Source organism: Streptomyces sp. NPDC001381 (assembly GCF_042895685.1).
GTDB lineage: Bacteria > Actinomycetota > Actinomycetes > Streptomycetales > Streptomycetaceae > Streptomyces.
Genome location: NZ_JBIAWO010000005.1, coordinates 17,855 through 29,968, shown reverse-complemented (window position 1 = coordinate 29,968; position 12,114 = coordinate 17,855). Strand labels below are relative to the sequence as shown.

Below are 12,114 nucleotides of genomic sequence, written 5' to 3'. Positions count from 1 at the left end.
GGGGTCATGGGGTCGGCAGCCACGCCACCTTCCCCGCGAGCAGCGCGTAGCCGACGAACGCGCCGATGTCGAGCAGGGAGTGCGCCGCGACCAGCGGGCCGACCCGTCCCCAGCGCCGGTACAGCCAGACGAACACCACACCCATCACCATGTTGCCGATGAAGCCGCCGACGCCCTGGTAGAGGTGGTAGGAGCCGCGCAGCACCGCGCTGGCCATCAGCGCGGTGCCGGGCGTCCAGCCCAGCCGGTCCAGCCGGCGCAGCAGATAGCCGACCACGATGACCTCTTCGAGGATCGCGTTCTGCAGCGCGGACAGGATCAGCACGGGGTACTTCCACCACACCTCCGGCAGCGCCTCGGGGACCACGGTGAGGTTGAAGCCGAGCTCTCGGGCCAGCAGGTAGAAGGCGATTCCGGTGCTGCCGATGACGGCCGCGACCCCGGCGCCCCGGCCGAGGTCCGACCAGGGCCGGGTGCGGTCGAAGCCCAGCGTCCGCAGGCCGTTCTGGCCCTCGCGCAGCAGGAAGTGGGCGACCAGCGCGACCGGGACCAGTGCCGAGGCGATCCCGAACAGCTGCCAGGCGAGATCCAGCCAGGGACGGCCCGGCGCCGCCGAGGCGTTGAGGGTCGCGGCCTGGTCCTTGAGCCCTCCCGGCCGGGTGACCGATCCGACAAAACTGATCAGCGCGGACACACCGCTCGCGCCCAGCGAAAGCCCCAGGACGAGCAGTGTCTCGTCCCGGAGGATCCGCCGCGAGGGCCGCTCGTCGTCAACAGAATCGGCCACCGGCCCCGCCTCCACCTGCACACCCGCTTCCGGTCATGGGACGTCACAGCTTGCCCCATGAACCCGGCGCGACCGGCAGCACCCCCCGGGGACCGACCGGACATCCCCGGGAGCTCAGCCCACCGACACGGGCTCCGGCGCGCCCACGGGCCAGGTGTGCACCGGCTCGCCCAGGTGCATCAGCTCCGCGTACCGGCGGGTGGTGGCGGCCAGTGCCGCATCGCGGGACAGCCCCGCCTCCAGGCCGCGCCGGAAGGTCGCCACCTGCCAGGTCGCCCCGTTGGTCCGCCGTCGGCACCGCTCCTCGATGACGCCGAGGTAGTGGTCGCGATCGGCCGGCTCCACGCCCCAGGCGTCCAGCCCGGCCTCCGCCAGCGGCAGCAGCTCCTCGCGTACGAGACTCACGGCGTCGACCTCGCCCACGCCGCCGAGCCGTCCGCGCCGGGGCCACTGCAACCGCGCCTCGATGCCGTACCGGCACGCCGCGTCGAAGTTGGCCTCGGCGGCCTCGAACGGCAGCCGGGACCACACCGGCCGGGACTCCTCGGCCAGGGCGCGGACGACGCCGTAGTAGAAGGCCGCGTTGGCGACCACGTCGGTCACGGTGGGCCCGGCGGGCAGCACGCGGTTCTCCACGCGCAGGTGCGGTACGCCGTCGGCGATGCCGTAGACGGGGCGGTTCCAGCGGTAGATGGTCCCGTTGTGCAGGACCAGCTCGGCCAGTGAGGGGACGCCGCCCGCCTCCAGCACGGCCAGCGGGTCCTCCTCGTCGCAGATGGGCAGCAGGGCGGGGAAGTAGCGCAGGTTCTCCTCGAACAGTTCGTACGCGGAGCTGATCCACCGCTCGCCGAACCAGGTCCGCGGCCTGACGCCCTGGGCCTGGAGCTCCGGCGGCCGGGTGTCGGTGGCCTGCTGGAACAGCGGGGGCCGGGACTCGCGCCACAGCTCGCGGCCGAACAGGAAGGGCGAGTTCGCCCCGACGGCGATCTGCGCGGCGGTGACGGCCTGGGCCGCGTTCCACACGTCGGCGAAGCGGGCCGGGGTGACCTGGAGGTGCAGTTGCACGGAGGTGCAGGCGGCCTCGGGGACGATCGACTTCGAGGTGCACGAGAGCCGTTCCACGCCGTCGATGTCGAGGGCGAAGTCCTCGCCCCGGGCGGCCACGATCTGGTCGTTGAGCAGGGTGTAGCGGTCGACCTCGGACAGGTTGGACGAGACCAGGTCGTCACGGTCGAGGGTCGGCAGAATACCGATCATCACGATTCCCGCGTCGACCTCGCCGGCCTTTCGGTGGGCATATGCCAGTGACGTACGGAGTTCCTCGGCCAGCCGGTCGAATACCCGCCCGCCCAATCGGTGTGGGGCGATGTTGACTTCCAGGTTGAACATGGCGAGTTCTGTTTGGAAATCTCGGCTGGCGATCCTCTCGAGCACTGCGCCATTCAGCATTTTCGGCAGTCCGTCGGCACCCGCGAGATTCAGCTCGATCTCCAGCCCCATGAGGTTCTTGGGCCGGTCGAAGCGCTTCTGGGCCAGAAGCCGCTCCAGCCCCGTCAGACACCGCTGGAGCTTGTCGCGGTACTGCTGCCGATCGGACAGGTCGAACGCGCCTGCCACGACCTTCTCCCCCATCGAAGCGTCCCTCCTCGCATGGGCGGGCCGGGGATCCGGCCGCCGGTCTCCCGGGTCAGGTGGGATGATGCCCAGCCGGACCGATCGATAACGTCCTCTCCGGTCCCCCCTACCCGCTACTCTGACCGGAAGTCCTCCGAGTTGACCGGAGGCACATTCACGGGGCAAGCGGCAGAGCGCTCATTCACGAACTCAGGAACTCGTGAAATTCTCCGACGAGAATGGGCCGACCGTTGTGTGTGCATATCCCGAGGTCATCGGGACGCCGACCGCTCTGAATCGGGATGATTCACACGTATCGCCGACCGAATGAACCCTTGCCGAGTGTCCCGGCGTCGACTAGACGAAACACAGTCTGAACACATGTCGTATAAACTCCTCGCACAAGGCGGAGAAGGTGGCCCCGCGGTCGAAGGAGCCTGTCGTCCGGGTGACGGCAGGCCGCTCGCGCACCCCGGCTTTCCCCAGACCCCGGCCCCCGCCTCTCCGACCCTGACGAGAGCTAGCTGACAGCGCCGTCCGCCCCCGCCCTCGCGCCACCGCCTGTGAATGAGAGGCGACCCACCATGCCGCTGCACGTACCCCCGGCTCCCGCGCCCGCCCTGCGCTCCGTCCTCACGGCCCTCGGTTCCCCCACCGCGGTCCGCGAGGCGCGAACTCCGTCCCTGCGCACCGCCCAGGGCGAGGCCACCCCCGAACTCCCGCTGCCGCTGCACGTCCTGGACCGGATCACCCCCGAAGGCGTGACCGCTACCAGGCTGGCCGGCTGGCGCTTCCTGATCCGCTGCGGCGACCGGGCCGTGGCGGCGGCCGAGACCCGGCTGACCCCGGACGGCTGGGCGTTCTCCCATTTCTTCGAGGGTCCCTACATCGCCTCCACTGAACGCGCCCTGCGCCAGGCCGAGTCGGCGACCCAGCCGTACCAGGCGCGGCTGCTGTCGGTCCCGGGCCTCTACATGCTCACCCTCTGGCTGCACGGCGACACCGACACCGACGGCGTCACCGGCCATCCCGCGGCCACCGACCTGCTGGTGCCGCTGGCCCCGGCGCCGCCCGGGATCGCCGCCCACCGCGCCCACCGCGTCGCCGAGTTGCTCCCGGTGCTGACCCTCCGGGTGACGCCCTCGGCGCCGCCCCTGCTCGGCTCGCCCGCCTGACGCCGTACCCGCACACCCCGTACCCCGTACCCCGCCACCGCGGCCCCGGTGGCGGGGTACGGTGCTCCGCGCGCTGTGCAGGACTTCCGCATGCCCGCGCGGTGTGCGTCCGTGTGCCTGCGTGCCTGCGCCCCCGCGCGGCCGCCTCCCCGTCCGGACTAGCCCTATCCGGCCACGGGAAACCACCCGAAGTGACAGTGCAGTTGAGATGAACCGCCCGCGCGGGTGACGCGTCATGAACCTGTGAGGGGCGGTGCCGCGAAATCCCTGCGGATCCACGCCCGGAGGGCAACACTGGTTTCCGACCGACTTATCACAACGGGGGGCGGCCTTGAAGGACGTACACGACGCGTCACGCCGCGGGACAGACACGACCACAGCCATCTCACACATCACGCCAGAGCGGAAGAACCCATCCATGTGCCAGCACCAGCCACCGTGTCCGACAGCAACCTCCGCCGACCGGGAGTCCGCCCGTCTCGTGGCGCACCACCCGGAGCAGGGCTGGAGCCTGCTGTGCAACGGCGTCCTTCTCTTCGAGGACACCGGTGAGCTCCTGCCGGACGGCCGGGTCATCGCTCCTCACCGGGTCGTGACCGCAGCCTGAGCACCACCCGGACGGCGCGGGACCGTCGTCCGGGGACATGAGGGGCCGGACCGCAGACACACGCTGCGAACCGGCCCCGACGCGTGTCCGGGGCCGCTCACTCCTCGTAGCCCCCGCCTTCCCTTCCGTACGCACACGTTTTCCGGAAGACTCCTGGAAGTTTCGGTCGCTCGCCCGGAACGCGGCGACGGAGGTGGGGGAATGACGGCGGACGGCACGGCACCGGCGGCACACGGCAAGGTCACCATCACGGAGATCGCCCGGCAGGCCGGCGTCTCGGTGCCGACCGTCTCCCGGGTGGTCAACGGCCGCTCCGACGTCTCCCCGCGCACCCGCGCCCGGGTCGAGGAACTGCTGCGCGAACACGGCTACCGCAAGCGGCCCGCCGCCCCCTCCCCCACCCGGGCCGCCCTCCTCGACCTGGTCTTCAACGACCTCGACAGCCCCTGGGCGGTGGAGATCATCCGCGGCGTCGAGGAGGCCGCCCACGCGGCCGGTGCCGGGACCGTGGTCTCGGCGATCCACGGCCGCTCCGGCGCCGCCCGCGAGTGGATGCGCAATCTGCGCGCCCGCGCCTCCGACGGGGTCATCCTGGTCACCTCGGCCCTGGAACCCACGCTGCACGAGCAGTTGCGCATCCTGGGCGTCCCGCTGGTGGTGGTCGACCCGATGGGGTCCCCCACCGCCGACACCCCCACGATCGGCGCCGCCAACTGGTCCGGCGGCCTCGCCGCCACCGACCATCTGCTGGCCCTGGGGCACCGTCGCATCGGCCTGATCGCGGGCCCGCCCCGGCTGCTGTGCTCACGCGCCCGCTACGACGGCTACCGCGCGGCCCTGGAAGCGGCCGGGCTCGCCGTCGACGAAGCCCTCGTCGTCCCCGGCGACTTCCACCCCGAGTCGGGCTTCACCGGCTGCACCGCCCTCCTCGGCCTGCCGGAACCGCCCACCGCGCTCTTCGCGGCCAGCGACCAGATGGCGCTCGGCGCGATCGAGGCGCTGCGCCGGCGCGGTCTGCGCGTCCCGGAGGACATGAGCGTCGTCGGTTTCGACGACCTTCCCGAGGTCCGCTGGTCGGCCCCGCCCCTGACCACCGTCCGCCAGCCACTCGCCGACATGGGCAAGCTGGCCGTCCGCACGGTCCTGCGCCTGGCCCGCGGCGAGCGCCCCGACTCGCCGCGGGTGGAACTGGGCACGGAGCTGGTGGTGCGCGCCAGCACCGCGCCCCCTCGCGGCGGCGTCAGCTGAGCGCGTCCCGGATCGCCCGGTAGGCGGGCTTCGGCGCGAGCTGCTCGTCCCACGGCAGGGCGGCTCCCTCCCCCGGGAAGAAGGCCGGGATCCACGAGTACTTGTCGGTGTAGTCCCAGACGGTGATGCCCACGCACCGCCGCACCGCCAGGCACGCCTCGGTCATGTCCGCGTACCACTCCGCCTGCTGGGCCAGCTTCTCCACGGTGGCGGGCAGCAGCATCCGTACGTCGACCTCGGTGAGCGCCGTGTCCAGGCCGAGCCGGGAGAAGCGGCGGAGGTTGTCCTCCAGGGTGGCCGGATAGCCGTACTGCAGGGCGAGATGGGCCTGCAGGCCGATGCCGTCGAGCGGGACGCCCTGCGCCTTCAGTTCCTTGGCCAGGGTGTGGTAGGCGTCGCTCTTCGGGCCGACGGCCTCGATGTTGTAGTCGTTGAGGTAGAGCTTCGCCTTCGGGTCGGCCTGGTGGGCCCAGCGCAATGCGTCGGCGATGTAGCCGGGGCCGAGGGTCTTGTAGAAGATCGTCTCGCGGTAGGTGCCGTCCTCGTTGAACGCCTCGTTGACGACGTCCCAGGCGTAGACCTTGCCCCGGTAGTGGCGCGCCTCGGTCTGGATGTGCTTCTTCAGTACGGCTCGCAGTTCGCCGGCCGTCCACTGCCTGCCGGTCAGCCAGTCGGGCAGCTGGCTGTGCCAGACGAGGGTGTGGGCGCGGACCTTCTGGTGGTGGGCGCGCGCGAGGTTCACGATCTCGTCGCCGGCGGTCCAGTCGAAGACGCCCTGCTGCGGCTCGGTGGCGTACCACTTCATGCCGTTGCCGGGGGTGATCATGTCGAACTCGCTGCCCAGGATCCTCGTGTAGGCGGTGTCGGTGAGTTCGGGGTTGTCGGTGGCGCTGCCGAAGTAGCGGCCGTGGCGCTGGGCCAGGTCGGCCAGGGTGCTGGGCCGGGGCTTCTCGTGCGCCTGGGCGGCGGGTCCGCCGGCGATCCCGGCGGCGACCAGGACGGCGGCGAGCGCTCCGGCGAGTCTCAGCCGGGTGCGGGCGGCTGTGCTGGGCATGGATGCGACTCCTCACGATCGACGGGTGTGGGTGAGCCGTACGGGTCCGCGGGCGCGCGTCATCCCTTCGTGGCGCCGGCGGCGAGACCGCCGACGAGCTGGCGCTCGGCGACGGAGTAGCAGGCCAGGGCGGGGACCATGGCGAGGACGAGGTACGCGAAGATCCGCGCGTACTCGGCGGAGTACTGTCCCTGGAACTGCTGCACGCCGATGGGGAGCGTCCACCAGGTGGGCTCGTTGAAGACCAGCAGCGGCAGGAGGAAGTTGTTCCAGCTGCCGACGACGGCGAGCACGGAGACCGTGCCGAGCGCGGGCCGGGCCATCGGCAGCAGGATCCGCCAGAGGAAGCCGAGCGGCCCGCAGCCGTCGAGGGTGGCCGCCTCCTCCAGTTCGGCCGGGATCTCCCGGAAGAACCCGCGCAGGATGACGATGGTCATCGGCAGCCCGAAGGCCGCCTGCGGCAGGATCACGCCGAGCGGGTTGTCCAGCAGGTCCATCGACCGCAGCAGCAGGAACAGCGGCAGGGCGGCCACCGCGAACGGGAACATCAGCCCCATCGTGAACAGCGTGAACAGCAGCTCCCGGCCCCGGAAGGCGAACCGGGCGAAGGAGAACGCGGCGAGCGCGGACACCGCGACCACCACCACCGTCGTACCGGCCGCGATCAGGGTGCTGCTGCCGAGGAGCTGCCAGAAGGAGCGCGAGCCGAGGATGTCGGTGTAGTTGGAGGTGACCCACGGGTCGGGCAGGCCGATGGGGTTGCGGGAGAGCTGATCGGTCGACTTGAACCCGGACAGGACGGCGTACAGCAGCGGTACGCCCATCACCGCGCCGACGACGGCGAGGAGAAGGTGCACGGGCAGGGTCCGGCCGGTCCTGCGGACGCTCACGAGCCGCCTCCTCGCATGGTCGTGGTGGCGCCCTCCAGGTCACGGCGGAGCACGAACCGCTGGTAGGCGAGGGCGAAGACGAGGCTGATGCCGAACATGGCCACGCTGATCGCGCTGGCGTAGCCGACCTGGTAGCGCTTGAAGCCGTACTGGAACATGGTCACGGCCATCGTCTCGGAGTGGTGGTCGGGGCCGCCCGCGGTGAGGATCCACACGAGGTCGAAGAGCTGGATGGCCCCGATCACCGACAGGAACACGCTGATCCTCAGGGTGGGCGCGAGCAGCGGCAGTGTGACGCTGCGGAACCGCTGCCAGGGCCCGGCCCCGTCGATCAGCGCGGCCTCGGTCAACTCGGCCGGGACGGACTGCAGTCCGGCCAGGTAGAGCATCATGTGGAAGCCGAAGTACTTCCAGGTCATGACCAGGAAGAGGGTGGCCATCACGGTGGACGGATCGGCGAACCACTGGCCGCCGAGCCCGTCCAGGCCCACGGCGCCCAGCAGATGGTCCGCGAGCCCGTCGTCGGGAGCGAAGATCATGCTGAACAGCACGCCGGTGATCGCCTCGGAGAGGATGTACGGCGCGAAGAAGAGCATCCGGTACACGGCCCGGCCGCGGATCCTCTGGTTGAGCGCGACCGCGAGGGCGAGCGCGAACGGCAGCTGGAGCAGCAGGGACAGTCCGACGAGGACGAGGCAGCGCCACAGGTCGCCCAGGAACACCGGGTCCTGGAAGAGCCGGGTGAAGTTGTCGCCGCCGACGAAGTCCTCGGGCATCCCGAAGCCGCCCCAGCGGAAGAACGCGGCGTACAGGGCGAACAGCATCGGCAGCAGCACGAGCGTGCCGAACAGCACCAGGGCGGGCACCTGGAAGCCGACGGCGGTGAGCCAGTGCAGCACACGCCGCCTCGCCCGCCCGCGGTCCGCCCCGGGGACCACGGGCCGGTGACCGACGTCCGGGCCGCTGCGCTTGTCCGGGAGGAAGGTGGAGGTCATCGCCTCCGGCCCCCCTTCCTCGAGAAGGTCGAGGTCATCGCGGCTACTGCTCTTCCTTAGCGACCTTGGTGATCGACTCGGTGACCTGCTGGGGGGACTTGGAGCCCGCGATGAGCCCGGCGACACTGTCGTTGATCTCCTGGCCGACGGCGGGCGCGTACGCCTGGTCGAGATAGAGCTGGAAGCCGGTGGCGGCCTTCAACTGGGCTTGTACGGCTGAGAGGTTGGGGTCGGTGAGCGCGCTCTCGGCAGCCGGTACGACGGGCAGCACACCGGTCTTCTTGACCAGGGTGGTGTCCGTGGCCGCCGAGGCGAAGAACTTCAGGAAGTCGACGGCCGCCTGGGGGGCGCCCTTGCGCAGGGCATGCCCACCGCCTCCGCCGAAGACCTCGGTGATCGCGCCCTGGCCGCCCTCGACCGCGGGGAAGGGGAAGAAGCCCAGGTTCGAGCCGAGCCCCTTGCCCGCGTCGGCCTCCACGACCGGCGCCCACTGGCCCATCAGCTCCATGGCGGCCTTGCCGTTGCCCATGCTGGCGGCCTGACCGGTGGGGGTGCTGTAGGCGGCGCCGAGGAAGCCTTTCTGGAACGGCTGGAGATCGACCAGCTCCTGAAGGTGCTGACCGGCCTGCACGAACCCGTCCCCGGTGAAGTCCTTGTCGTCGTTCGCCTTCCGCAGCGCGTCGATCCCCGCGGTGCGCATGGCGAGGTAGGCCCAGTAGTACATCCCCGGCCACTTTTCCTTGCCGGCCAGGGCGAGCGGGGTGATCCCGGCGGACTTCAGCTTGCGCACGACGTCCAGGAAGCCGCTCCAGGTGGTGGGGGGCGCGCTGATGCCGGCCTGCTTGAAGAGCGCCTTGTTGTACCAGAAGCCGATCATGCCGATGTCGAACGGGATGCCGTAGACCTTCTCGTCGAACAGGTACGGCTCCCGGGCGACCGACAGCAGGGAGTCCCCCCACCCCTTGCTCCTGTCGGTCAGGTCCTCCACGAGCCCGGCGTCGATCTGCTGCCTCAGGACACCGCCGCCCCAGGTGTGGAAGATGTCGGGGAGCTTCCCGGAGGCGGTCAGCGCCGTCATCTTCGACTTGTAGGGGTCGTTCTCCAGCTGGACGATCTTGACCTTCACCTTGGGGTTCTGGGCCTCGAACTGCTTGGCGAGGGCGGCCCAGACGTCCTTGGTGGGCTGGGTGGTGGAGATGTTCCACCACTCGATCGTGGTCGTCCCCGACGACCCTCCGTCCGAGTCGCCGCCGCAGCCGCTCAGTGCCGTCATGCTCACACCGGCCGCGGCGGAGGCCGCCAGGAAGCCTCGGCGGGACAGTGCCGGGTCGCCCATCATGCGCTCCTTGGTAGATCGAAAGTTTCGAACCAGATCCAGAAAGCTTCGCTGCTGCCGCACCCTAGAGACACCCTCCGACAGGTGGCAACCCCTTGAACACAGGCAATCCAAGGGTCCGTTCAAGAGCGGGAAGCCAAAGGGTCCAGCGGAGGCGGCGAAACATTCGGAGTGAGCGACGAACATTACGGAGCGGGCGGGCCGCAGCCACCCGGCGGCCGGACGCCACCCCTCGACCCATGACGCCGTGTGCGTCAGCCCCCTGACCAGTCTTAACGGAAGCTTGACGCCGCCCGGCCCCGCAGCCGTGGGCCCATGCGTCACGCTCCGCTTACGCTGATTCCGCCGTCCACCGGATGGCCGAAACCGCACGCTGCGCCGCACCCCAGGAGCACTCCGCATGGCCACGACCGAGCACCCTCCCCCCAGTCGCCTGCGCGCCTGGATGCTGGAGGGTCTGGCCGACATGGGCAAGGGTCATGACCGGCCGGCACCGCCCGCCGAGCCGGAGGCCGGACCCGGGCACCGGGGCCAGCGCTGGTACCGCGTGATGTGCCTGACCGGTGTCGACTACTTCTCCACCCTCGGCTACCAGCCGGGCATCGCCGCGCTCGCGGCCGGACTGCTCTCGCCGGTCGCGACCGTCGTGCTGGTGATCGTCACCCTGGCCGGCGCCCTGCCGGTCTACCGGCGCGTCGCCGAGGAGAGCCCGCACGGCGAGGGCTCGATCGCGATGCTGGAACGGCTGCTGTCCTTCTGGAAGGGCAAGCTGTTCGTCCTGACCCTGCTGGGCTTCGCCGCCACCGACTTCCTGATCACCATCACCCTGTCCGCGGCGGACGCCTCCACCCACCTGGTCGAGAACCCCCACCTGACGAACGTCCTGCACGGCCGGCAGATGATCATCACCCTCGTGCTGATCGCCCTGCTCGGCGCGGTGTTCCTCAAGGGCTTCCTGGAGGCCATCGGCGTCGCGGTCGCCCTGGTGGTCACCTATCTCGGCCTGAACGCGGTCGTGGTGAGCGTCGGCCTGTGGCACGTGCTCACCGAGGGCCATGTGGTCACCGACTGGTCGAGCGCCCTGACCGCCGAGCACGGCAACGTCTTCGCGATGATCGGCGTGTCCCTGCTGGTCTTCCCCAAACTGGCGCTGGGCCTGTCCGGCTTCGAGACCGGCGTCGCCGTCATGCCCCACGTCCAGGGCGATCCGGACGACACCGAGGAGCGCCCCACGGGCCGCATCCGGGGCACCAAGAAGCTGCTCACGGCCGCCGCGCTGATCATGAGCGTCTTCCTGATCGCCACCAGTTTCATCACCACCTGGCTGATCCCGGAGAAGGAGTTCGAGTCCGGCGGCCAGGCCAACGGCCGTGCGCTCGCCTACCTGGCGCACGAGTACCTGGGCAACGGCTTCGGCACGGTCTACGACGTCTCGACCATCGCCATCCTCTGGTTCGCCGGCGCCTCCGCCATGGCCGGGCTGCTCAACCTGATGCCCCGCTACCTCCCCCGGTACGGCATGGCCCCGCACTGGGCGCGAGCGGTGCGCCCGATGGTCATCGTCTTCACCCTGGTCGCCTTCCTGGTCACCTGGATCTTCGACGCCGACGTCGACGCCCAGGGCGGCGCCTACGCCACCGGCGTCCTGGTGCTGATGTCCTCGGCCGCCATCGCCGTGACCATCGCCGCCCGCCGGGCCCGGCAGCGCGGCTGGACCATCGGCTTCGCGACCGTCTCGGCGGTCCTGCTCTACGTCACCGGCGCGAACGTCGTCGAACGGCCCGACGGTGTGAAGATCGGCGCCTGCTTCATCGCCGGCATCATCCTCGTCTCCCTCCTTTCCCGGCTGGCCCGCGCCTTCGAGCTGCGCGTGACCAGCGTGACGCTGGACCCGATGGCGGAACGTTTCATCCGGGACATGTCCAGCCGCAAGATACGGTTCATCGCCAACGAGCCCGACCAGCGCGACCAGCGCGAGTACCGCGACAAGATCGAGCAGATCCGCGAGGACAACGACATCCCCGGCGAGGACTTCGTCTTCGTCGAGGTCACGGTCCTCGACCCCTCCGAGTTCGAGGCCGGCCTGACCGTGCGCGGCGAGGTCCTGCACCACCGCTACCGCGTCCTGACCCTGGAGTCCTCCTCCATCCCGAACGCCCTGGCCGCCCTGCTCCTGCACACCCGTGACACCACCGGCTGCACCCCGCACATCTACTTCGAATGGACCGAGGGCAGCCCCTTCGCCAACTTCCTGCGCTTCTTCCTCTTCGGGCAGGGCGAGGTCGCCCCGGTCACCCGCGAGGTCCTGCGGGAGGCCGAACCGGACCGCGCCCGCCGTCCTCGCGTCCACACCGGCTGAGGGCCGCGAGAGCCGGCGGCGCGATCGCCCCGCCGGCTCTCGCGGCGCC

General features: G+C 70.5%; 10 protein-coding genes. 4 read left to right on the top strand and 6 right to left on the bottom strand.

What is annotated here, in order from left to right; translation table 11 throughout:
- Positions 1 to 4: 4 nt before the first annotated feature.
- Both ACFY2L_RS22855 and ACFY2L_RS22850 read right to left on the bottom strand, forming a co-directional pair.
- Positions 5 to 808 (bottom strand): CPBP family intramembrane glutamic endopeptidase, encoded by an 804-nt coding sequence (locus tag ACFY2L_RS22855; protein WP_390823218.1) that lies wholly within the window; start codon positions 806 to 808, stop codon positions 5 to 7.
- A gap of 93 nt (positions 809 to 901) precedes the next feature.
- The gene (locus ACFY2L_RS22850; protein WP_390823217.1) at positions 902 to 2,419 is read right to left on the bottom strand and encodes a glutamate-cysteine ligase family protein; all 1,518 of its coding nucleotides are present in this window, start codon (positions 2,417 to 2,419) and stop codon (positions 902 to 904) included.
- A 566-nt stretch (positions 2,420 to 2,985) separates the two neighbouring features.
- Between ACFY2L_RS22850 and ACFY2L_RS22845 the strand changes: the two genes are divergently transcribed.
- The 3 genes from ACFY2L_RS22845 (at position 2,986) to ACFY2L_RS22835 (ending at position 5,431) form a co-directional block, all read left to right on the top strand.
- Positions 2,986 to 3,576, top strand: coding sequence for a hypothetical protein (locus ACFY2L_RS22845; protein WP_390657167.1), 591 nt, complete (start codon positions 2,986 to 2,988; stop codon positions 3,574 to 3,576).
- Between the two features lie 418 nt (positions 3,577 to 3,994).
- The gene (locus ACFY2L_RS22840) at positions 3,995 to 4,183 is read left to right on the top strand and encodes a DUF5999 family protein (protein WP_057580598.1); all 189 of its coding nucleotides are present in this window, start codon (positions 3,995 to 3,997) and stop codon (positions 4,181 to 4,183) included.
- 201 nt (positions 4,184 to 4,384) lie between these two features.
- Entirely contained in the window at positions 4,385 to 5,431 is a 1,047-nt protein-coding gene (locus ACFY2L_RS22835) for a LacI family DNA-binding transcriptional regulator (RefSeq protein WP_390823216.1), read from the top strand.
- Here ACFY2L_RS22835 and ACFY2L_RS22830 read toward each other — a convergent pair.
- The 4 genes from ACFY2L_RS22830 to ACFY2L_RS22815 form a co-directional block, all read right to left on the bottom strand.
- Positions 5,424 to 6,485 carry an endo-1,4-beta-xylanase gene (locus ACFY2L_RS22830; RefSeq protein WP_390823215.1) on the bottom strand — a complete coding sequence of 354 codons (1,062 nt, stop codon included), beginning with the start codon at positions 6,483 to 6,485 and terminating at the stop codon, positions 5,424 to 5,426. The two genes, ACFY2L_RS22835 and ACFY2L_RS22830, sit on opposite strands and share 8 nt — an antisense overlap.
- 59 nt (positions 6,486 to 6,544) lie before the next feature.
- On the bottom strand, positions 6,545 to 7,309 hold the full coding sequence (locus tag ACFY2L_RS22825; RefSeq protein ID WP_390657876.1) for a carbohydrate ABC transporter permease: 765 nt from the start codon (positions 7,307 to 7,309) through the stop codon (positions 6,545 to 6,547).
- A gap of 62 nt (positions 7,310 to 7,371) precedes the next feature.
- Positions 7,372 to 8,370 (bottom strand): carbohydrate ABC transporter permease, encoded by a 999-nt coding sequence (locus ACFY2L_RS22820; protein WP_390657164.1) that lies wholly within the window; start codon positions 8,368 to 8,370, stop codon positions 7,372 to 7,374.
- Between the two features lie 43 nt (positions 8,371 to 8,413).
- Positions 8,414 to 9,706: an extracellular solute-binding protein gene (locus tag ACFY2L_RS22815; protein ID WP_390657875.1), complete on the bottom strand. Its 1,293-nt coding sequence runs from the start codon at positions 9,704 to 9,706 to the stop codon at positions 8,414 to 8,416.
- A gap of 400 nt (positions 9,707 to 10,106) precedes the next feature.
- On the opposite strand from ACFY2L_RS22815, the gene ACFY2L_RS22810 reads away from it, so the two are divergent.
- Positions 10,107 to 12,065, top strand: a complete 1,959-nt coding sequence (locus ACFY2L_RS22810; protein WP_390823214.1) for an amino acid transporter — start codon at positions 10,107 to 10,109, stop codon at positions 12,063 to 12,065.
- Positions 12,066 to 12,114: the final 49 nt, after the last annotated feature.